This window comes from Nocardia sp. NPDC102475 (assembly GCF_055584605.1).
Genome location: NZ_JBVJLS010000001.1, coordinates 418,543 through 438,566 on the forward strand (window position 1 = coordinate 418,543; position 20,024 = coordinate 438,566).

The following is a 20,024-nucleotide window of genomic DNA, read 5'->3' on the forward strand; positions in this document are numbered from 1 at the left end:
GGAGGATCGCGTGTCTTCTGCAGTGATAGCAATTGTGGTCGTCGTGGTGGTGGTTTTGGTCGTGGCCGGGTTGCTGGTCGCGGCTTGGCCGATGCTGCGAAGAAAGCGGCTGCGCGAGAAGTTCGGGCCCGAATACGACCGGACCAGGGAGGAGCTGGACAGCCGCAAAGCCACCGACCGTGAGCTGACCGAGCGGGAGCGGCGCCATGCCGAGCTCGATATCCGGGAGCTCTCGGATCAGGAGAAGCAGCGGTATCGCACCGAGTGGGCGCGGATGCAGGAGCGCTTCGTCGACGCTCCGGCGGATGCCGTAACCGCGGCCGATGTGCTGGTGGCCGACATCATGGCCGAGCGCGGCTACCCCACCGAAGGGTATGACCAGCAGCTCGCCGATCTGTCCGTCGAGCACGCGGCGACAGTAGGCCACTATCGCGCCGCACACGAGATCGCGATCCGGCGCTCCGATACCCGAATCTCCACCGAGGACATGCGATTCGCGGTGGTGCAGTACCGCGAGTTGTTCGAGGACCTGCTCGGCAGCGCGCCGGGCGAGAAGAAGGATGCAAAGCGATGAGCACAGGACAGGACCGGGAGCGGAGTCTGGAAGGCGAAGTGCCGGAAGGGGTTTCGCCGACCGGGACACGCAACGGGACCGAGGGCGATTCGGCTGCGTCGTATGGGTCGGCGCCGATATCGGAGGCTGAGGCGAGCGGGGGCGGGGCTACGTCGGCTGCGGGCTCGGCTGACAGGGAGAGCGCTGCGGACGAGCGCATAGCTGAAGGCGGTGGCACGGCTGCGGGCGTGAGCATAGCGGCGGCAGACGAGCGCACGGGCAAGGCCGAACGCACGACGACAGACGAGCGCACGACCACAGGCGAGAGCGCAGCCGCGGGCGAGCGCACGACCGCAGACCAGCGCACGACCGCAGGCGGAGGCACGGCCGCAGGGAGCACTGCGACAGGCACGAGCCCAGTCGCAGACGAGCGCACGGCGGCAGACAAGAGCGCGGCCACAGATGAGCGCACGGCCGCAGGGCAACAGGAAATCGGCGATCAGCCGCTCTTCGGTGCTGCCGATGTCGAGCGCCTGCGCACCGCATGGCGGCAGTTGCAGGGCAGTTTCGTGGACAGCCCGCACGATGCGGTGACACAGGCCGACGATCTGGTCATGACGACAGTTCAGCAGTTGTCCGCCGCGCTGGCCGAGCGCAAGCAGTCGCTGGAACGGCTGTGGTCGCGCGAGGAGGACGGCGATACCGAAGATCTGCGGCTGGCGCTGCGCAGCTACCGCGCCTTCTTCGACCAGTTGGTCGGCACCGGAAAGTAGCGCGCTTCAAGCCGAGGCGGCGAATGAGTTCAGCTGCAGGCTCTTGTAGCGAGCACGGATCTTCTCGTATCGGAATCGGTTGTGGGCCAACGGCGTCAGGGTGAGCCGACACGGCAGGTGTTGCCAAGCGAGGGTGGCAACCGTTGTGTACAAGGCGAATTCGATGCGGTGCCGGGTCTTCCAGTCCGAGCCGAGCAGTTCGCGCATTTTCGGATGCGCCGCGCCTGCCGAGCAGATCAGGACCGGACGAGTCGCGACCAGCCGATCATGGTGGAGCTGAACCGTATCGGTCGTCATCGACCTGACCTCCATCCGGGTCGGAACCCTCGCCGGGCTGGAGCGCCTCATCTCCGCCGGATGATGTATGTGAAACACGTATGTCGCGTGGGCGCGCCGATACCATAGGCTTGCGCCGTGATTTCCGAGCGTGCAGTGGTCGACGGGCGTTTCGAGTTGCTCGAGCCGCTCGGTAGCGGCGGTATGGGGACGGTGTGGCGTGCGTATGACCTCGCGCTGCATCGCGAGGTCGCGCTCAAGGAGGTGCGGGCCGAGACCGATGGCGCAGGCTCGCCCGGCGTGCACCGCGAGCGGGTGCTGCGAGAGGCCAGGGCGCTGGCCCGGATCGGTCATCCGAATGTCGTTGCCATCCACCACATCGTGGATTCGCCCGAAGTGGCGCATCCATGGATCGTCATGGAATTGGTTCGCGGCCAGAGCCTCGCCGACCACCTGGCTGGTGGGCCGTTGCAGCCTTTGCAAGTGGCGCACCTCGGCCGGGGCATCCTGGCCGCCCTCCGTGCCGCGCATCAGGTGGGCGTACTGCACCGCGATATCAAACCCGCGAATGTGCTGCTGCGCGAAGACGGTTCGCCGGTCCTGACCGATTTCGGTATCGCCGCGATCAATGGCATGAACGGTTTGACCTCCACCGGCAGCGTGGTCGGCTCACTGGATTATGTTGCGCCGGAGCGGCTCAGTGGTCAGGAGGGGCATACAGCCTCTGATCTGTGGTCACTCGGCTTGCTGCTGTATTTCGCGGTGGAGGGGTTTCACCCGATGCGGCGTGAGTCGACCGTTGCCACGCTCGCTGCCGTGATCAGAGGCGAAGTGCCGCCGCCGCAGCGCGCTGGGGTGTTGACGGCGGTGTTGACGGCGCTGTTGGTGCCCGATCCGGATCGTCGGCCGAGTGCCGAGCAGGTGGATCTGATGCTTGCGCAGGCGGTTGCGGCGGGTGGGTTCGGCAGTGCGGATGGACTCGGCGGATTCAGCACTCCCAGCGGATTCGATACCCCAGGTCCAGGAGATGCACGCAGCGGATTCGAAACACCGAGCGCGGGCAATATGTCCGGCGGATTCGATACACCAGGCGCGAGCAACACACCCGGCGTATTCAGCACATCTGGCGTGGGCAACCCATCCGCGTTCAGAACGCCAGGCGTGGGCAACCCACCCGCATTCAGCACACCCGACGCAGCCCGTGCACCCGGCGGATTCAATACACCAGGCGCGGGCAACGCGCCCGGTGTCTTCAATACGCTTGGCTCAGTCGGCGAGTTCCGGGGATCCAGCGGCACGGCACCCGGCACGACACACTCGCCGCACCCATACGGCTCGGCGAATCCCCCTGCACGCAAACCACTCTCACGCGGGATCGTCATCGGCCTCGCGGCCGCCGCAGTCATCGTTGCTGTCGTCGCCACGCTAGTGATAGTGGCCCTGCGCCCCGATTCGACCGGCAACCAGGCCACTCCGAGCAATCCACCTGCGACCGACGAATTCCCCACGACAAGTCGATCCGCAAGCCCGTCCGGAACCCCCGGAAGCGGCAAACCCGTCGACCTCCTGACCCCGACCAGCATCCGCCAGGCCATCGCCGCACTCGAAAAGGTCTCCGGCGGCGATGAATTCAACGAAGCAACGTTCTACCCGACCTACGCCGACGTCGGCGCCCCGGTCAAGAACAACCCCAACCTCTACGACCTCTTCGTCTACCGCGACGGAACAGCCACCCGAAAAGGCGCAGGCGGCCCACTCTCGGACAAAGCCACCGTCAAGCTGAGCTCGATCAACTGGGACATCCTCCCCGACCTGTTCCGCATCGCCGACGAAAGCCTCGGCATCCCCACCCCCACCCTCCGCTACGTAATCGTCGACCCGGCCTGGACCTTCAACAACGACAAGCCAACAGTCAGGGTCTACCTGACCGACGACTACGGCGGCGCCTACCTGGCCGCCGACACCGACGGCACCGTAGTAACCAAATACCCCAGAGGCCGCTAGCCCCACCAACTTTCGCAACGACCTCAAATATTCGTACCGGGAATAACACACCGCCCATCGGGCCCGATATTCCCGATGATCATCCCATCCGACAACGTACAAAAACTGCCGATCTGAACGCACTCCTGATGCGTATTCATAACCATCTTGTCCCCACAGGGCGTCCCAGGATCATCCGGACCAGCCTGCGCACTCACCGGAAAAAGAGCCGCGCCGATCCCTGCAGCACCAGTAGCGACCAATAGCGAAATACGAAGCATGATCAATCCTCCAATCCGATGACGGATCGCGGGCACTCCTCTATTCAAACCGCCCGATCGTCGGCATTTCACACCGAATAAAAACCATCCCCGACCAGCACGATCCTACTCCCCAGTACTCCCGTGCTCAGCTGAACCGGCGACTGTAACGGACTACTTCACGGCCTGGTCGGTCACCGCGCGCACGACGTTTTCGAGGGCGTCCGCGGTTTGGTCGAGGGGGCGGGTGCTGCGTTGGGCTCGGCACATGGCGACGGTGCCTTCGATGGCGGCGACGATCAGGGTGGCGGTTCGGTCGGCGGCGTCGGGGGTCGCGCCGTGGGTGCGAAGGGATTCGGCGAGTAGTTCGGTCCAGTGGTCGAAGGCGGCGGCCGCGGCGCGGCGGGGTTCGTCGTCGGCGTCGGGCTGGTCTTCGACCGAGACGGCCAGTACTGGGCATCCGGCACGGAAATCGCTGTCCACCACTACTTTTCGCCACATGTCTACGAATGCCCGTAGCCCGGCGACCGGTCCGACGGGGAGCTCCTCGGCGAGTTTGCGCGCGGCCAGGGCGTCGGCGAAACGGACGGCTTCGGCGGCGAGTTGGGATTTGCCGCCGGGAAAGTAGTGATAGGTCGAGCCGAGGGGGGCGCCGGAGTGCTTGGCCAGTTCGCGCACGCTGGTCGCGTTCAGCCCGCGTCGGCGCAGCATGTCGGCCGCACCGGCCACCATTCGATCTCGCGCCTCCGACTGCGCCATCACACTCCCTTGCTCATAACGACTGTCATAGCGTACCGTCCACGACATATAACAGTCGTTATAACGGAGGTGTTCCCATGCCGATGATCCAGCTCACCCTGCCCGCGGCGGTCTTGTCCCCCGAGACCCGCCGAACCCTGCAGCAGACGCTGCCCGCCACCCTGCTGAAGTGGGAGGGCGCACCCGACACCGCGTTCTTCCGCGCGCAGGCGTGGTGCCGCATCGATGAAGTACCGGGCGGCGGCTTCAGCAGCGCCGAGGACGACCTGCCGCGGTTCCGGGTCGATGTCACCGTGCCGGAGGGCGCACTTTCCGCTCGGCGTAAGGAGGGCCTGATCAAAGAGGTGACCGCCGATGTGCTGGCAGCCGCCGGACTCGGCGTGGACGACGCACTGCGCGTCTGGGTGCTCATCCACGAGCAGCCCGAGGGCACCTGGGGCGCGGCGGGCACCGTCGTGCGCTTCGCCGAACTGAAAGCCCTTGCGGCACAGGCGCGCGGCTGATGCGGGAATTGAACTTCCTGCGCACCAACCACCTCGAGTGGCGTGAGCGCCCCGATCCGGTCCTGACCGATGCGCGGGATGCGATCGTGCGCCCGTTCGTCGCCGGCCGCTGCGACGGCGACACCCTGCCCATCCACCGCCACGTCTCGCGTGCCATGCAGCTGGGCATCCGGGCCGGGCTGATCGACCCGGTGGTGTCCGGAATCTGCGGACCGGTCCCGTTCCAGGGTCCCTTCGGCATCGGCCATGAATGCATCGCCGAAGTCCTCGAAATAGGTTCGGACGTAACCGGACTCGCGCGCGGCGACTTCGTCGTCGTGCCGTGGGCGGTGTCCTGCGGCGAGTGCCGCGAATGCATGCGCGGGCTCACCGCCAAATGCTCCACTACCCGCACCGGCCCACTGGCCGCCTTCGGATTCGGACCCGCCAGCGGACCGTGGGGCGGCATGGTCGCCGACCGCCTGCGCATCCCGTATGCCGACCACCTGCTCGTGCGCCTACCCGACGGACTCGACCCGCTTCGAGTAGCCGCCGCCAGCGACAATCTCGCCGACGCATGGCGGTGTGTCGTCGCGCCGCTGACAGAACGACCCGGCGGGTCGGTGCTCATCCTCGGCGGCGCAGCCCAGAGCATCGGGCTCTACGCCGCCGGGCTGGCCGTCGTGCACGGCGCCGAGATCGTCGACTATGTCGATCACCGGTCCGAACGTCTCGCGATCGCCGAAAAGCTTGGTGCGCGAGCACATCCGGTCAAGAAGGGGAAGCTACGTCACGCGGATCTGCCGTCGCGCCGCTACGACATCGTCGTCGAAGGCACCTCCACCGCCGCCGGTGTCGACGCCGCCCTGCGTGCGTTGCAACCCGGTGGGATCTGCACACCGGTCGGCTATTACCTCCCGCCGGGTACAAAGGTGCCGCTGATGCACATGTACGCGAACGATGCGACCCTCAAAATCGGTGTCTCCCAAGTGCGTCCGGTGCTACCGGCCCTGCTGGACTTCGTCGCCCGCACCGGGTTCCCCGCCGAAACCGTCACCACCCTGCTCGCCGACTGGGACGACGCGCCCGACGCCTACCGAGCCCACACCACCAAACTCGTCCTGCACCGGCCACCGCTCGGCGTCGACTGACCACACCCCGCTATCTCGGATCGAGTGCCGGGGCGACCCAGGTGGTGAGGTAAGTCCGAAGTTCCGCCCCGCGGCGGGGCGGGCGGCCGGGGTCGATGACGAACGACTGGACGATGCGCAGCATATGCTCGACGAGTTCGTCCAGATCGGGGTCGGAGATCCCGGCGGCCGCCCAGTCGACAGCGAAACGTTGCAGGATCGAGCGGCCGAATGCCAGTGCGGTGTCGGAGGTTACGCCCGCGGAGAAGGCGCCGGCGCGGCCAGGGGTGAGCAGCAGGTTGAGGTATTTCTCGTGGGGCAGACGTTCGAGGGTGTAGGCGATGCCTTCCACGACGGCGGTGGCGGGGTCACGGATCTTGCTCACGTGCTCGGCTAGGACGTCGAGGAAATGTGTGGTCTGCGCGATCGCGGTCGCGGTCAAAAGTGCTTCCGCACTGGGGAAATAGCGGTACACGGTCTGGCGGGTGACGCCGAGGTCGCGCGCGACCTCGGCGATGCTGAAATCGCTGCCTGATCGGTCGATCGCTCGACGCGCAGCGGCCAGGATGCGCTCGACGGCTTCGTCGTCGTTCACGGGCGCCGTACCCGACCATCCATGCGTGCGCACCGGATTGCTCACTCCTTCACCCGCGCCGTCTGGACCGGGTCATCGCGATCGCTTGACCATACATTTAGCCACATGTGTATGGTCAAGCCAGTCGGCTTGATCGAAGGAACGCAATGACCCCTCCACCACGCCCCAAACAGCTCGACTCGCCCGTATTGCCGAAGATCTTCAAATACACAGGCAAGATCCAAGTTTGGGTCTACAAACGCACCGGTGGACGCATCGGCGGAAAATGGCGCATCGGCGCCGGATTCCGCAAGCCGGTACCGACGCTGCTGCTCGAGCATCGAGGCCGAAAGTCCGGGACCACCCACACCACGCCACTGCTCTACATCACCGACGGCGCCGACACCGTTGTCGTCGCGTCCCAGGGCGGCCTCGCCAAACACCCGCAGTGGTACCACAACCTGCGCGCCACCCCCGACATCCATATCCAGATCGGCCGCGAACGCCATGCCGTGCGCGCAGTCACCGCCGACCCGCAACAACGCGCACGTCTATGGCCGAGGCTGGTCGACGCCTACGCCGACTTCGACACCTACCAAGCATGGACCGAGCGCGAAATCCCGGTCGTCATCCTCCGCCCCCGCGCCGCGCTCGACTGATCCTGCCGACCGTCAATTCCGGATGCACAGTAGCGCCGAAGACAGGTAGGCGAGTCGAAATGCCTGCACCGCCAGCGCCGCGCGAAGACCGGGGCTGACCTCTCGCGCTCGCGGCCAAGGGCGGCAAGCCGCGGGATTGCCTCTGCGCAGCTCGAGGTGTGAGCGAAGGCCGATGATGTTGCGGCCGAGCCGCCGAAGGCGGATGCGAGAATGCTTGCGCGACAGGCCACGTCCGCGACAATGCTCCGGCGGCGACTACGCTCACCGCAATATCGGCATAGGTCACGTGATCAACGAGGGAAGGCGTAATGGAGGATCTCGCCGCGCGATTCGAGGAGTTGGGTCGCCTGGTACCGATCCCCCACCCGTGGGACATAACGGAATACATCGCGCGGGTGGCAGAGTACCGGGGACGGCCGATCACGTTGCGCCCGATCGACGTCGGCGCACTGTCGGGGAACGGATGCGGCACCGGAAGCGGCCTGTGGATTGCCCGGGAAGGCGACGACGTGATCATGTACGGGGCCGACTCCGAATGGCATGCCGATCACATCATCGCCCACGAGATCGGTCACATGCTGCTCGGCCACGGCGGGACCGCGAGCGATCCCAGTGGTGCCGCGGCTGATCTGCCGTTGCGCGAATTGATGCCATCGCTGTCACTGGAAACCATCCGCAGCGTACTGCGCCGCCAAGACTACGGCAGCGAGCGCGAGCACGCCGCCGAAACCTTCGCCGACCTGCTGCTCGTCGAAGCGATGCTGCCGAAGCGGTCGGCGAGCCGGTTCCGCTCGACGTTCTTCCGAAACCGGCATCGATGAGATGACCTCCCCGGTCCCGAGTTTGATCGCCTGGCCCGTCCTGGCAGGTATGACGTTGGTGCTCGCCGGTCGGTGGTGGCTGTTGCGGGACAGCATCGTCGACCGGCTCATCAACCGCGGGCTCGCCGCCGCTCTCTTCGAAAACCTTTTGCGGGAGGCTTGGTTCGAGCAGTCACTGGCCTGGCTGGTGCCCGGCGACGACAGCGACGTGGTCAACATCGCCCGACAGCTTTCACTGGGAGCAACCCTGTTGACCATCTCGCATATCTACGGCATCGCCAAGTTGTGGGCAGGCGCCGATCCCGCACACACGTGGCGCAGGCAGTCGCGCTATTACCTCCTCACGATCACCGCCACCACCATCATCCTGATCGCAGGGACGCCCGCCCGCCACGCCGACCAGTTGATCGACCAAGCCCTCGGCTGGTCAACTGTCGTCATCTGCGTCACGTTTTCCCTGCCGCTCGGCGCTACAGCCCTGCTCCTCGGCCGAGTAAGTGTGCGCGAGATGCGCGCCGCAGGCGCTACCCTCTGGCAGGAACGTGCAATGTACACAGCGGTGCTGGGCACCATAGTGGGCCTGGGAATCGTAGCGGTCGGATACCCGCTCGGGACCATCATCAGGCTCATAACGGGCCAACCGTCATTCGATCCCGAGATGCACTGGGAAGGATGGGGCGCCTTCATTCTCTCTGCCGTCGGCGCTCCCGCCACGATCACCGTGCCGCTGATCAGCACCCTGCTCACCCACATCGGCTGGGACCGCACCGGCCGATACTGCCGCCGCCTGCGGCCGATGTGGGCCGATCTCACCGCGGCCGTACCCGAAATCGTCCTGGAGATGCGGCGCGACCACAGCGGCCGGACAGACCCGGCCATCCGTCTGCACCGCATGACAGTCGAGATCCGCGACAGCCTGCTGCATCTCAAGCGCTACAGCAGCAGCCCCGACGAACTGGCCGCCACCGGCGGTGACCCACATATCTATGCCCGCCACATCGCCGAGGCCATCGCCACCAAAGCTGCCGGGCACCCGCCGAGCGCAAGCCGGTTCACGCCCCGACACCAAGTCCAACCGGGGGCACGGGACCTCACCGCGGAGCTGCGCCAGCTACTCGCACTTGCCAAGGCATGGCCCCACGTCCGCGGCCTGACCCCGTCAACCTCGAACCACCTGAGGTAATGCGGTGGGCTCGGTCGCGCCGGCCCACCGCCGCACCGCTACGGCACGAGTGCCGGCTGGTCCACGGTCCATAGCCACGACCCGTCGGGCTGGCGTCGGGCGATCTCGACGGTCACCTCGCCGGTGGTCAGCGTGGACGCTGTCATGGCCAGGTCGCCGCTCACCAGCGCTGGATGCTGCCTACCCGGCGAGAGCACCGGCGCGGCCGCGACGAACTGCTCGTACACCTTGCGGATCTCCGCATGTCCGGTCGCGAGGTTGCCCGGCGGGAATGCCAGTACGGCGTTCGGCTCGTACAGCGCCACCAGCCCGTCGACGTCGCCCGCGTTGGCGCGCTCGATGAAGTACCTGCCCAGGTCGTTCGGGTCAGTGGCCACTTTCTCATTTGTCATATTGATAAGCCTCCCAACGAATCACGACATCCTGTGTCGTGTATTCCGTAGAGTTTTCGCATGCGCGCCGACCGGTTGGTCTCGCTGGTGCTGCTGCTGCGCCGGCACGGTCAGCTGTCCGCGCCCGCGCTGGCCCGCGAACTGGAGGTATCCACCCGCACGGTGCTGCGCGACATCGAGGCGCTGTCCGCAGCCGGCGTCCCGGTCTACGCCGAACGCGGCAGGCACGGTGGTTTCGCATTGTTGCCCGGTTTCCAGACCGAGCTGACCGGACTGAACCACGACGAGGCACTTGCCCTGCTGGTCGCCGGATCACGGCGCGGCGCACAGGCATTCGGCCTCGGCTCGGCGCTCACTTCGGCCATGCGCAAGGTGGTCGACGCGCTACCCGAAAGCCATCGGGCCACCGCGGACGACGCGGCCCAGCGACTGCTCATCGACCCGGAGACCGACCTCCTCGCACGCCGACTGGTCGCTGAAGAGGCGCCCGACACGGTAGTGACCGAGGTCCGGCGCGCGGTGTTCGCCGGACACAAGCTGCGCATCCACTACGCGGCTGTGGACCAGGCCCCGAAGTGGCGCACGGTGGACCCGATCGGCCTGGTCACCGTCCGCGACCAGGTCTACTTGCTGGCCACGAGGTCCGGCGCGGACCGTACCTACCGGCTGTCGCGGGTCTTGGCCGCCGAGGAACTCCCCGAACCCGCCCAGCGACCGGACCGGGTCGATCTGGACCGCGCCTGGCAGGAACGCAGCACGAAGTTTCGAACCGGCGGCGACCAAGTCACCGTGCTGGTACGGGTGAACCCCGCAGGGCTGGAGGATCTGGTGGGCACCGCGCTGACCGTCCGCGCCGAAGAAGCCGACGCAGACGGCTGGCTGCGGCTGGAGGTGACCTTCCAAGATGCGAAACACGCCGAATGGGCACTATGGCAACTCGCCACGAACGCGGAAGCCCTTGCCCCGCAATGGTTGCGCAACTCTATGCGCAACCGCGCCGCCGCGATCGCCACCAGCTACGGAGTGTCACCGTGCCGAACGTCTATGTAGGAGGTCGTGGTGGCTGAGAGGCTCGCCGGCAAGGTCTGTGTCATCAACGGGGCCGCCAGTCTGATCGGTCCGGCCGTCGCCGATCGGTTTACGCGTGAGGGCGCGGTGGTCGTCGGTGTGGACAAAGTCGACCACTCGGTCGGCATGCAGGTAGTGCACGCCGATCTCACGGACGAATCCGTCGTCGAAGCAACCTATCGGGAGGTTGTTCGCATCCCCCCGCCGCCTCGCGCGGGTGGCTCTAGTGAGCTCGAGTGCGCGCTCATGCCGAATATCGGATGTGTCGTCCGGGGTTGTCGCAATCCCTGGGGTGGCCGACCGGGCCGTGTCGTCGGGATTATCCTGCGGTTGAGCAGTGCCGCTGGGAGCGGGCTGCATTGTGTTGGTGCGGGTTAGGGCTCGAGCACGATTTTGCCGTGGGTGTGTCGGCGTTCGAGTTCGGCGTAGGCCTGGCGGACCTGTGTCAACGGGTAGACGTTGGCGATCGGGACTTCGAGGTGTCCCTCGGCGATCAAGGCGGCCAATTCGGCGAGTACCTCGGCGCCCGGCCTGGCGTTGGTCCCGGGTTCGGTCATGACTCCGTACTTCGCGGCCGCTGCGAAATCGGCGATGGTGTCGATCCGCTCGACCGCGACGCCAAGAGCAAGGGCCAGTTCGACGTACCCGCCGCCGTGGGTGTCGATAAAGGCATCGATGCCGCCCGGTGCGGCGGCCTTGATCCGGTCGATGACGCCGTCACCGTATACGACCGGGATCACGCCGTGGCCTTGCAGCCACTCGTGGTTGTACTGGCTCGCCAGGCCGATAACCGTGGCTCCGGCACGGCGCGCGAGCTGAACGGCGAGCGAGCCGACTCCTCCGGCTGCGGCGGAGACGACAACGGTCTCCCCCTTGTCGAGTTGCACGGAATGTACTGCCCCACATGCCGTCACGCCGGCGACGTATAAGCCGCCAGCCACCTCCCATGAGACGTCGTTCGGTTTGGGTGTGAGGTTGTCGACGTCGACCAGGACCAACTCGGCCTGAGCGGCCCGCTTCTCGGAGAACCCGATCACCTCGTCGCCGACCGAGAATCGGTCGACTCCGACGCCGACTTCCGCGACAACCCCGGCGAGATCGCTGCCCTGCCCGGACGGAAACGTCGAGGGAAAAATGTCAGCCATCGCGCCGGTTCGGATGGCTGCCTCACCGGGGTTGATGCCCGCCGCTTCGACCCGCACGAGGACCTGCTCGTCTCCGGGCACAGGGCGGGCGATCTCGTCGACCCGCAAGACCTCGATTCCGCCGAACTCGTCGTATCTGACTGCCTTTGTCATTGTCGTGCTTCTCCTCCGACGCGCGACGCGTGGCTGACTTCGAGAACGGGAATGGTGGCACCGGTGTGTCTGTCACCAGGGCACCGTTCCGGCGTCGTCGAAGAATCCTCCGGTCGGGCCGTCGTCGGGCAGGGTCGCTAGGTGAATCGCGATGGCCGCACCCTGTTGCGGTGTACGGACGCCGCGAAAACCGTTCAGGTCGGTGGCGGTGAAACCCGGGCAACCGCTGTTGATCAAGATATTGGTGTCGCTCAACTCTTTGACGTATTGGACCGTGACGGCGTTGAGAAACGTCTTCGATGCCATGTATGCGGTGATGGCAAAAGAACCGATCTCGGTACTGGGCAGACCGGGCGTGGTTTGCAGGGTGAGAGAACCGACGCTACTGGACATGTTGACGATGCGCGGAGATGCGGAATCGCGCAGCATCGGCAGCATCGCGTTGGTGACCCGGATGACCCCGATCACGTTGGTTTCCACGACGATTCGCACGGTCGCGGGATCGACCGTGGTCGGTGTCTGCGGCATACCGCCGGTGATCGCGGCATTGTTGACCAGAACATCGAGCCCTCCGGCATGGTCGGCGATCAATTCGGCCGCCGCGGCCACACTTGCGTCGTCGGTCACATCGAGCGGCACACCGAACGCGTCGGTCCCGGCCGCGCGCAACTTCTCCACCGCGGTGTCGCGGCGTTGCCGATCACGCGCACCCACACCGATTCGCCAGCCGAGCGCGCCCAGGCCAGCGGCGATCTCGTATCCGATTCCCTTGTTCGCGCCGGTCACCAGCGCAATCGTCTGTTCACTCACGCCGCCGATCCTGCTGCGGTTGCGGGTGCAGCGTCCAAGACCGGTCGGGTGGGCGGCGATACCGCACGGGTATTGGTCGTGGTCATCGCCGGATACCATGACCCGATGGAGACGCGGGAGATGCGATATTTCGTCGCCGTCGCCGAGGAGTTGCACTTCGGGCGGGCGGCACAACGGCTCGCGATGGCGCAACCGCCGCTGTCGCGTGCGATCCAGCAGCTCGAACGGCGGCTCGGAGTCGTTCTGCTGCACCGCACTACTCGCGCGATCGCTTTGACCGAGGCCGGGTCGGTGCTCCTGCGGGAGGCCCGGCTCGCTCTCGAAGCGGTCGAAGCCGCCGAGCGCCGCACCCGCCGCGCCGCCGCCGAGCGGCCCGGTGTGGTGCTGGCCGCCAAGGCAGGAGCGTCCAGCGAACTGTTGTCGAAGCTGCTCGACGCCTACGCCGCCGAACCGGGCGCTGTCGCAGTCGAGGTGATGCTCTGCGGGCCCGGCGAACCGGAAGGCCTGCTACGCAACGGGCGTGCCGACGTTGCTCTGCTCCACCGGCCCTACGACACGACAGCCGGATTCGATACCGAGGATCTGCACACCGAACAGCAGGTCGTGGTCCTGCCCGCGGGGCATCCCCTCGCCAACCGACCCCACATATCGATGGCCGAGGTCAACGCCCTGACGGACCTGCCCCTGCCACGCTGGCCTCGACGGGATGGGAGTTATCCCGACGGCCCCGGCCCGCAGGTTCGCGACCATACCCAGTTGACCCAGCTGATCACGCTCGGACGGGCCTGCGCGCTCATGCCCGAGTCGCTCCGAGCCCAGCTACGCGACGATCACGCCATCGTGCCCGTGCCGGACGCACCGGCCGTCACGACCGTCATCGCCTGGCCACCACACAGCAGATCCAAAGCCGTCGCCGGCCTTGTCCGTACGGCGATACGCCTCTAGCCGATAACATGCCGCATACCGCGCTGACCGAACCGGCCAGCTTGCGGCAGCCAAAGATCAACGCGCAGTGCGCTGTACAGCCACCGGCCTACCCGAACAACGACTGAGCCCCGCCCGGCAACCGGACGAGGCTCAATGAACTCTGGGCTTCTCACCAGCCCACGAGCACTACTTGCTCTTGGACGGGGCTATACGTTGAAACGGAACTCGACCACGGTTGCGTCGAATATCTGCACGTCAAACACCCTGTTCACCCCTCGACTCGCGTTCCGTAACCGAATAACCTCTGCGCGGTATCCAGCGGTCGAACCACGGACGGTCCTGCTTCCCTGCCGCTTCACGCGCCTGGCTCTAGTCAACTCGAGTGCGCGCTCATGCCGACGAGCGGACGTTCCGTGAGTTGGTGGCGGGACCGATTAGTTTGAGCGCGCCATCGCGTCGAATCACTTGACTGCTCAACAGACCTGGCCCGGTGGCTGTTCATCGGTCGACACACGGCTATACCCCGAGGAGGACAACATGACCCAGCTCGACGTTGCGGGAATCTTGGCTGGAATTCCGGTGCACGACATGGACTCTGCCATCGAATGGTTCTCCCGCTTGCTCGGTCGCGGCCCTGACGCCCGCCCGATGGCAACCTTGGCCGACTGGCACTTCACTGATAAACAGACACTCCAAGTGGTGTTGGACCCGAACCGCGCCGGAGGCGGGATGGTTACCCTGCACCTGCCCGATATCACCGCCGCACAGAAGGCATTGGCGGCTGCAGATATCGCGCTGACCTACGACGACACTACATCCACCAGGGTGAAGTTCGGTCAGTTGACCGACCCCGATGGAAACAGCATCACTCTGGTAGAGCCGCTGCCAGGCTTCAGCCCGACCGGTAGCAGTTGAGATTCCGGCAATCGTCGGCCGTAGGCACTGTGTCCAACTCATCCTCTAACTAGCCGCTGTTCGGGCGTTCTACGCGGCGAGATCGACTGCGCTGCAGAACATCGCTACTGCCGATGACAGTGCGCCGGTCGAAGCCGCCGACGCCGACGGACCGATGAGTTCGGAACACGACCGGCGTCAGACGTTGCGTTGACCAATGATTCGAAGGACTGGGTCGAAGGACTGGGTCGAAGACTCAGCTGCCGAGCGATCACTCGGCTGGAACGTCCCACAATGCCGCCTATCGCGTGGTGCGCGCGGGTTGCTGAGCGCTGTCTGTCTGTGATTGGCGGTGGGCGGGGTCGGTCATGATGGACGGTAAGCCTGGCGGGCGAGACTTGGTTTGTCAACTATCGCGACCAAAGGTCTACGGCAACATGACCTTTCGTTTGGCCCCGGTAGTCATGAAGTTGACTGCCTGACCAGGCAGGTGTGCCCGCCGCCGCTTCGCGGTGGGTTAGGGTCCGCGTGTGGTTAAAACGCGATCAGCGTTGACTGCTGCAGCGATCAATGTCGTGATGAGCATCCTGGCACTGTCGCTCAGCCTGGTGGTGAAGGATTCCTTGGTGCAGGGGATCGCTGGCTATCCCATCGCGTTGCGGTGCGCGGATGGGGTGCTGGGGGTGATCGGGTTCGTTGCCCTCTGGTGGCGACGTCGATACGCTGTGTGGTTCGCCCTCTACATCTTGGTGGTGTCGACATTCACCACAATCAGTGGCGGACTTGTGTTGGTGGCGGTCTTCACAGTGGCTGAATACCGTCGCTGGCGCACAGCCATCTGGCTCGCTGTGGCGTTTTCGGTGATGTCGGTTCCGAATCTGGCTTTGTACGGTTCCAGTGGATCAGATCTGTGGGTCGACACAGGTATTGCCGCCTTTATGATCTTCTCCTTCACCGGATGGGGGATGTTTGTTCGCGCCCGTCGTGAGCTCGTCAAGGTGCTGGTCGAGCGGATCGACGAGGCTGAACTTGCCCGGAAAACCGCCGCTGAGCATGCCCGCCTGGTCGAGCGGCGGCGTATCGCCCGTGAGCTGCACGACATCTTGGCGCATCGACTTTCGTTACTGGCGGTGCAGGCCGGTGCACTCGAGTACCGTGTCGACGCGCCACCGGAGCAGGTCACTGCGATGGCAGCTGCGATTCGTCAGACTGTCCACGAGGGTCTCGATGAAGTTCACGCAGCGATTTACGTTCTGCGCGACGACGATTCCGATGGGCGTAGGCCACCGCCGACACTGGCCGACCTGCGAACGCTCATTGCCACCGCGGCTGAGCAGGGCGACAAAATCGAACTCGCCACCGCGGTGCCGCTCGATGACATCGCCCCTCGGGTCGGCCTGACAATCTACCGAATAGTGCAGGAAGCGCTGACCAATATTCGCAAGCATGCTCCGAAGAGTCGCGTACGGGTGCGGCTCGAGTCGGCTGGACCGGGATGGATGGAACTCACGGTGACAAATTCTGCGTCGCCGGGCATGCTCCGGCAGTCGATTCCCGGTGCCGGCGCAGGGCTCATCGGGCTTCGGGAACGGGTTGAGCTGGTCGGCGGGAGCTTCGAGCACGGCCCAGCGCATGCGGGCGGGTTCCGAATTGCCGCGCGCCTTCCCGCCACTCCACTCACACCTGCGACTACCGAAAGGAACCGGTGACCGCTGTGGCACCGATCGGGGTGTTGCTCGTCGATGACGATCCGCTGGTACGGACCGGACTAGCGTTCATGCTCGGCGGGCACGATGAGATCGAAATCCGCGGCCAAGCCGCAAACGGAGTCGAGGCTGTCGCTGCGGTCGCCGCGCTGAGCGTGGATGTGGTGCTGATGGACATCCGGATGCCCGTGTGCAGCGGGATCGACGCTGCTCGGGAGATCCATGCCGGACTCCGCCCACCGCAGATCATCATGCTGACTACCTTCGCCGATGATGAACTGGTGCTCGATGCTCTCGCCGCGGGCGCGGCGGGATTTCTGGTCAAAGACACCGCTCCCGCCGACATCGTCACCGCCATCCACGCCGTCGTCGCCGGTGACTCGGTACTCTCACCGGGGGTCACGCGCACCGTGCTTTCCGCATTGCACGCCACTCGCGACACCAGTGGAACCGCACGACGCGACCTCGCGCGCGCCCGGCTGGTCGAGTTCAGCGATCGCGAACTCGAGATCGCTGTGCGCATCGGGCAGGGGGAATCGAACGCCACCATCGCCGCGGCACTGTATTTGAGCTTGCCCACGATCAAGGCCCACGTCTCTCACATCCTGAGCAAAGCAGGCGTGCACAACCGCGTGCAGATCGCCATCCTGGTCCACGACGCCGAAATATCCGAAGGTCGCTGAGCGCACATCCTTTCGTCCGATGCGAGGCCTGCTCCGTGACGAACAGACTGATCCGGTACAGCAGTCCGTCGGCCGAAAGGAATTCGCTCATGACCGTGCTCAAGGCAGGCAGTTACGTCGGTGCCACCGCCACCGATCTGCACGCCAATACGACTGCGGACAAAGCCGCCGGAATGGTCAGCCAGAAGGCCTTGTTCCGCCATCGTGGGCAGATCGCTCTCACCGAGCACGCGCTGACCCTGTCGCCATGGCACAGCGATGGAAGTGACCTGGTGATACGGCGCAACGATCTGGCTGGGATAACCCGTGAGTACACCGATCTCTACGGCCGATTCATCGGTGGCCTGCTCAACTCCGGCAAACCGCTTATCTTGGCGACCACGACCACGGTCGGCGAGATCTATCTGCTCATCGACCGCAGAGAGTTCATGGAGTCCAACGACAACGAGGCCTGGGCCACCGCCCTGGACACATGGCGGTCATCGCCGGTCCATGACACGTAGGCCTGATCGGCCGAATCGCCGATTGTGCAGGCTGGTGCCGGCCTACAGACCTCCGGACAACGCCACGCGTGGGGGCGCATTGACTGCGACGGGACCGCCCGCATCGGGAAGACAATGTGCCCGGTCGCAGGATCGCCCACGTTGGCGTATTTCACACAACTCACCACCCGAATACCGATCGCTCAATAACGATGTGGGTAAAAGAATGTCCCAAGTATTTCTGACCATGGCAATGTCATTGGACGGGTTCATCACCGGACCCGACGACAACGCCGAGAACCCGGCAGGCACCAACGGTATGCGCCTGATGAACTGGCTCGACGGCGGCGCCGAGCCCGGCGCGGAAGGAGTCAACGCATTCCGACCCAAACATCCCAACAGCCAAGTCGTGTTCGACGAAGCCATGGCAACCGGCGCCGTGATTACAGGTAAACGGACAGGCGACTTCGCCGGCTACTGGGACGGGGATCACCACAACGGAGTGCCGATCTTCGTACCGACGCACCAGCCACCGGAACGAAACCCCCACGAGCAGGTTCGATACGTCACTGATGGCATCGCCTCCTGTGTGGAACAAGCCAAGCGGGCCGCCGGGGACCGGGACGTGATGATGCACGGCGCCTACACCGGACAAGAGGCACTGAAGGCAGGAGTACTGGACATAATCGACATCCAGCTTCGACCTGTCCTGCTCGGCCAAGGTCGACGGCTGTTCGACGGGCTCCCACCCGAACACATCGAACTCGATCTGGTGCGCACGCTGGAGGATCCAGGCGTCCTTCATCTGCGCTACGTGGTACGTAAGTAGCTTGACTCCGGCTGGTGGTCCGAGGCCGCCAGGGCATCAGCCGCACTCGCGACGTTCCTTGCCCGCTTTGTTGTGGGTGCCCGCGTGGCAGCGATGCGTGCCACCGATTCTGACGAGATCATCACGATTACCTGGGCAGGCGCGCGATGACAGCGGAGTCAGACACTGAAGTCTACGAGGCCGCTGACTGCCAGGGCACCAAGGCCGCAACCCTTGCACCCCAAAGCCCGACGCAAAGCAAGTCGCTCGAGTTCCGGTCGGCGCATGCAGATCGCCATCCTCGTCCACGACGCCGAAATATCCGAAGGTCGCTGAGCACACATCCTTTCGTCCGATGCGAGGCCTGTTCCGTGACGAACAGACTGATCCGGTACAGCAGTTTGCCAAGACGGGCTGTCCCAGAAGCAAGTGTTCACACCTCAGGAGGTTGCAGTGTCCGCATCGGTACTCGACATGTCGATGTCCCTCGACGGCTACATCGCCGATCCCGACGACTTCCTCGGCGGTGAGGACGGCGAGCGGCTGCACCGATGGGCCGGTTCCAGCGGTGAGTCGGGGCCGACCCGAGAATTCGAGGACGAATGGAACGCTGCCGGCGCAGTGCTGTCCGGACGGCGCACGGCCGAGCTCATGGATCACTGGGGCGGCTCCCACAACGGCCTGCCGATCTTCGTGCCCAGTCACCGCCCACCGAGCCCGGCCGCGCGGTGGGGCTATCCGTTGGTGACGTACGTGAACGACGGGATCGAGAGCGCGATGGCGCAGGCGAAGGCCGCCGCGGGCGAGCGCGACGTGCAGGTGCGTGGCGCGTACACGGCGCAACGTGCGATCGAGGCCGGCGTCCTGGACGAGGTGCAGATCCACGTGATCCCGGTGCTCCTCGGTCGCGGCCACAGGATGTTCGACGTGTTACCGGCAGAGGTCGAGTTGGAGGTCGTGCGGGTGATCGACACACCGCAGGCAACCCACATCCGTTACCGCGTCCTGCCCTGAGGCGGTCGGCAAGGACTACACACCGGCTTGATCAACCCGCCCGCTGAGCGGTCCTATGACGACATCCGCGCACGAGCAATCAGCAGAGCCGATCTCGACGACGACGTACGCGCATCGACTCCGGCCAGGATTATGGCTATTCCCGGCCGAATCGCCGACGAAACCGCGGCGTTGCTGGGCCGGGAAGGGTTCGATCCCGCTGCAGTCCGCCGGGCGGTCAGCGAGCCCCTGGCCGAGACGCCAGCGCGTGCCGGTGGCACTGTCGAGTCCGGCTACCGGTTCACCAACCACGACCTCGGCCAGTTCCGTATCCGACTCCGTGCCCGGCTCAGCCAGTGACACCTGCAGCGGCCGGGGTCCGCAAGTAGCTGTACACGGTTTCCTGCCGATGCCGAACTCCTTGGCCAGCAAGGACTTCCGTTCACGGGCGGCGGCGCGCTCGCGTAGCTGGCGGGCCTTCTCGGCGGTGAGGGCGGGTCAGATTGTCAG

At 65.4% G+C, this 20,024-nt stretch carries 24 protein-coding genes; 18 read left to right on the forward strand and 6 right to left on the reverse strand.

Annotation, left to right across the window (positions count from 1 at the left end):
• Positions 1 to 10: 10 nt before the first annotated feature.
• Both ACZ60G_RS01925 and ACZ60G_RS01930 read left to right on the forward strand, forming a co-directional pair.
• The gene (locus ACZ60G_RS01925; protein WP_465806391.1) at positions 11 to 574 is read left to right on the forward strand and encodes a hypothetical protein; all 564 of its coding nucleotides are present in this window, start codon (positions 11 to 13) and stop codon (positions 572 to 574) included.
• Positions 571 to 1,326 carry a hypothetical protein gene (locus ACZ60G_RS01930; RefSeq protein WP_465806392.1) on the forward strand — a complete coding sequence of 252 codons (756 nt, stop codon included), beginning with the start codon at positions 571 to 573 and terminating at the stop codon, positions 1,324 to 1,326. The genes ACZ60G_RS01925 and ACZ60G_RS01930 overlap by 4 nt, the downstream gene beginning before the upstream one ends.
• A 6-nt stretch (positions 1,327 to 1,332) precedes the next feature.
• Here the strand turns inward: ACZ60G_RS01930 and ACZ60G_RS01935 are convergent, their stop codons facing one another.
• Positions 1,333 to 1,623, reverse strand: coding sequence for a hypothetical protein (locus ACZ60G_RS01935; RefSeq protein ID WP_465806393.1), 291 nt, complete (start codon positions 1,621 to 1,623; stop codon positions 1,333 to 1,335).
• Between the two features lie 117 nt (positions 1,624 to 1,740).
• On the opposite strand from ACZ60G_RS01935, the gene ACZ60G_RS01940 reads away from it, so the two are divergent.
• Positions 1,741 to 3,606 carry a serine/threonine-protein kinase gene (locus tag ACZ60G_RS01940; RefSeq protein ID WP_465806395.1) on the forward strand — a complete coding sequence of 622 codons (1,866 nt, stop codon included), beginning with the start codon at positions 1,741 to 1,743 and terminating at the stop codon, positions 3,604 to 3,606.
• A gap of 413 nt (positions 3,607 to 4,019) precedes the next feature.
• Here the strand turns inward: ACZ60G_RS01940 and ACZ60G_RS01945 are convergent, their stop codons facing one another.
• Positions 4,020 to 4,604, reverse strand: coding sequence for a TetR/AcrR family transcriptional regulator (locus ACZ60G_RS01945; protein WP_465806396.1), 585 nt, complete (start codon positions 4,602 to 4,604; stop codon positions 4,020 to 4,022).
• 77 nt (positions 4,605 to 4,681) lie between these two features.
• Between ACZ60G_RS01945 and ACZ60G_RS01950 the strand changes: the two genes are divergently transcribed.
• On the forward strand, positions 4,682 to 5,107 hold the full coding sequence (locus ACZ60G_RS01950) for a tautomerase family protein (protein WP_465806398.1): 426 nt from the start codon (positions 4,682 to 4,684) through the stop codon (positions 5,105 to 5,107).
• A complete protein-coding gene (locus tag ACZ60G_RS01955; RefSeq protein ID WP_465806399.1) occupies positions 5,107 to 6,237 on the forward strand; it encodes a zinc-dependent alcohol dehydrogenase in 1,131 nt (376 codons plus the stop codon). Before ACZ60G_RS01950 ends, ACZ60G_RS01955 begins: the two co-directional genes overlap by 1 nt.
• 10 nt (positions 6,238 to 6,247) lie before the next feature.
• Here ACZ60G_RS01955 and ACZ60G_RS01960 read toward each other — a convergent pair whose 3' ends face one another.
• Positions 6,248 to 6,844 (reverse strand): TetR/AcrR family transcriptional regulator, encoded by a 597-nt coding sequence (locus ACZ60G_RS01960; RefSeq protein WP_465806401.1) that lies wholly within the window; start codon positions 6,842 to 6,844, stop codon positions 6,248 to 6,250.
• Positions 6,845 to 6,957: 113 nt separating this feature from the next.
• Between ACZ60G_RS01960 and ACZ60G_RS01965 the strand changes: the two genes are divergently transcribed.
• The 3 genes from ACZ60G_RS01965 to ACZ60G_RS01975 all read left to right on the forward strand — a co-directional run bounded on the left by ACZ60G_RS01965 (position 6,958) and on the right by ACZ60G_RS01975 (position 9,453).
• Positions 6,958 to 7,449, forward strand: a complete 492-nt coding sequence (locus ACZ60G_RS01965; protein WP_465806403.1) for a nitroreductase family deazaflavin-dependent oxidoreductase — start codon at positions 6,958 to 6,960, stop codon at positions 7,447 to 7,449.
• Positions 7,450 to 7,757: 308 nt separating this feature from the next.
• Positions 7,758 to 8,270: a hypothetical protein gene (locus ACZ60G_RS01970; protein WP_465806405.1), complete on the forward strand. Its 513-nt coding sequence runs from the start codon at positions 7,758 to 7,760 to the stop codon at positions 8,268 to 8,270.
• Between the two features lies 1 nt (position 8,271).
• Complete coding sequence (locus tag ACZ60G_RS01975; RefSeq protein ID WP_465806407.1) at positions 8,272 to 9,453, forward strand: MAB_1171c family putative transporter; 1,182 nt, start codon at positions 8,272 to 8,274, stop codon at positions 9,451 to 9,453.
• Positions 9,454 to 9,491: 38 nt separating this feature from the next.
• On the opposite strand, the gene ACZ60G_RS01980 is transcribed toward ACZ60G_RS01975, so the two are convergent.
• Entirely contained in the window at positions 9,492 to 9,845 is a 354-nt protein-coding gene (locus tag ACZ60G_RS01980) for a YybH family protein (protein ID WP_465806409.1), read from the reverse strand.
• 60 nt (positions 9,846 to 9,905) lie between these two features.
• Between ACZ60G_RS01980 and ACZ60G_RS01985 the strand changes: the two genes are divergently transcribed.
• Both ACZ60G_RS01985 and ACZ60G_RS01990 read left to right on the forward strand, forming a co-directional pair.
• Positions 9,906 to 10,895 carry a helix-turn-helix transcriptional regulator gene (locus tag ACZ60G_RS01985; RefSeq protein WP_465806411.1) on the forward strand — a complete coding sequence of 330 codons (990 nt, stop codon included), beginning with the start codon at positions 9,906 to 9,908 and terminating at the stop codon, positions 10,893 to 10,895.
• Positions 10,896 to 10,904: 9 nt separating this feature from the next.
• On the forward strand, positions 10,905 to 11,291 hold the full coding sequence (locus ACZ60G_RS01990) for a hypothetical protein (RefSeq protein ID WP_465806413.1): 387 nt from the start codon (positions 10,905 to 10,907) through the stop codon (positions 11,289 to 11,291).
• Here ACZ60G_RS01990 and ACZ60G_RS01995 read toward each other — a convergent pair.
• Positions 11,288 to 12,211: an NADP-dependent oxidoreductase gene (locus ACZ60G_RS01995; RefSeq protein ID WP_465806415.1), complete on the reverse strand. Its 924-nt coding sequence runs from the start codon at positions 12,209 to 12,211 to the stop codon at positions 11,288 to 11,290. The two genes, ACZ60G_RS01990 and ACZ60G_RS01995, sit on opposite strands and share 4 nt — an antisense overlap.
• Positions 12,212 to 12,283: 72 nt before the next feature.
• Positions 12,284 to 13,021: an SDR family oxidoreductase gene (locus tag ACZ60G_RS02000; RefSeq protein ID WP_465806417.1), complete on the reverse strand. Its 738-nt coding sequence runs from the start codon at positions 13,019 to 13,021 to the stop codon at positions 12,284 to 12,286.
• 105 nt (positions 13,022 to 13,126) lie between these two features.
• Here ACZ60G_RS02000 and ACZ60G_RS02005 point away from each other — a divergent pair, with 105 nt between their 5' ends.
• The 8 genes from ACZ60G_RS02005 to ACZ60G_RS02040 all read left to right on the forward strand — a co-directional run bounded on the left by ACZ60G_RS02005 (position 13,127) and on the right by ACZ60G_RS02040 (position 19,874).
• The gene (locus ACZ60G_RS02005) at positions 13,127 to 13,966 is read left to right on the forward strand and encodes a LysR family transcriptional regulator (RefSeq protein ID WP_465806419.1); all 840 of its coding nucleotides are present in this window, start codon (positions 13,127 to 13,129) and stop codon (positions 13,964 to 13,966) included.
• Between the two features lie 519 nt (positions 13,967 to 14,485).
• Positions 14,486 to 14,863 carry a VOC family protein gene (locus tag ACZ60G_RS02010; RefSeq protein WP_465806421.1) on the forward strand — a complete coding sequence of 126 codons (378 nt, stop codon included), beginning with the start codon at positions 14,486 to 14,488 and terminating at the stop codon, positions 14,861 to 14,863.
• Between the two features lie 530 nt (positions 14,864 to 15,393).
• Positions 15,394 to 16,551: a sensor histidine kinase gene (locus tag ACZ60G_RS02015; RefSeq protein WP_465806422.1), complete on the forward strand. Its 1,158-nt coding sequence runs from the start codon at positions 15,394 to 15,396 to the stop codon at positions 16,549 to 16,551.
• On the forward strand, positions 16,548 to 17,231 hold the full coding sequence (locus tag ACZ60G_RS02020) for a response regulator (protein WP_465806424.1): 684 nt from the start codon (positions 16,548 to 16,550) through the stop codon (positions 17,229 to 17,231). Before ACZ60G_RS02015 ends, ACZ60G_RS02020 begins: the two co-directional genes overlap by 4 nt.
• 89 nt (positions 17,232 to 17,320) lie before the next feature.
• Positions 17,321 to 17,734, forward strand: a complete 414-nt coding sequence (locus tag ACZ60G_RS02025; protein ID WP_465806426.1) for a hypothetical protein — start codon at positions 17,321 to 17,323, stop codon at positions 17,732 to 17,734.
• Positions 17,735 to 17,939: 205 nt separating this feature from the next.
• On the forward strand, positions 17,940 to 18,542 hold the full coding sequence (locus tag ACZ60G_RS02030) for a dihydrofolate reductase family protein (protein WP_465806427.1): 603 nt from the start codon (positions 17,940 to 17,942) through the stop codon (positions 18,540 to 18,542).
• A 432-nt stretch (positions 18,543 to 18,974) separates the two neighbouring features.
• Positions 18,975 to 19,535, forward strand: a complete 561-nt coding sequence (locus ACZ60G_RS02035; protein WP_465806429.1) for a dihydrofolate reductase family protein — start codon at positions 18,975 to 18,977, stop codon at positions 19,533 to 19,535.
• A gap of 27 nt (positions 19,536 to 19,562) precedes the next feature.
• Entirely contained in the window at positions 19,563 to 19,874 is a 312-nt protein-coding gene (locus ACZ60G_RS02040) for a hypothetical protein (RefSeq protein WP_465806430.1), read from the forward strand.
• The last annotated feature ends 150 nt before the right edge of the window (positions 19,875 to 20,024 follow it).